Raw genomic sequence first — 660 nt, forward strand, 5'->3', positions numbered from 1 at the left:
GTTCGAACCCCTGTCCGAGTGGTGGATCAACTGGCCGTCGCGGACGTCACGCGACCAGATGCCGTACTCGAGCGCGGCCAGGATCAGATCGGTGTCGCACCGATCAGAGGTCTTCCAGCCGACGATGCGGCGGGAGAACACGTCGCGGACGGCGGCCAGCCAGAACACACCCTCGCCGCAGGGGATGCGGGTGGCGTCGGCGACCCATAGCCGGTTCGGGGCTGCGGCGGTGAAGGTGCGGTTGACCAGATCCGGTGCCGGCGTGTGCGCGGGATTCTGCTTCGTTGAGCCGCCGCGCCAGCCGCGGCGCAGGAACGCCCCGTGCCAGCCCTGGCCGGCCATCAGCCGCTCGATGCGTTTGCGTCCGACACGGATGCCGTCGCGGCGCAGCTGCCGGTGGACGCGGTCGGCGCCATAGGTAAACCCGGACGCCTCCCAGATCTCATGAATGTTCGACAGCAGCCCGAGGTCGACCAGGTCTCGGTCGCTGGGTTGTTCGGCCTGCTTGATCCACTGGTAGTAGGTCGACTCGGCGATGTTCAGAACCCGTAGCAGGAGCGCGACCGCGAAGCGGTCACGGTGTTCGTCGATGAACCTCATGACCGTCGCCGGGTCGGGCCGAGCTCCGACGCGAAATAGCTGCTCGCAGCACGCAGGATC

1 protein-coding gene is annotated in these 660 nt (G+C 67.6%); it reads right to left on the reverse strand.

Annotated elements, in window-relative coordinates:
• The coding region (locus QLQ12_RS46830; RefSeq protein ID WP_282767551.1) for an IS3 family transposase at window positions 1–600 on the reverse strand (600 nt) is incomplete at its 3' end.
• Window positions 601–660 lie beyond the last annotated feature (60 nt).

Origin of the sequence: Actinoplanes sandaracinus, assembly GCF_030009775.1 — a bacterium.
GTDB lineage: Bacteria > Actinomycetota > Actinomycetes > Mycobacteriales > Micromonosporaceae > Actinoplanes > Actinoplanes sandaracinus.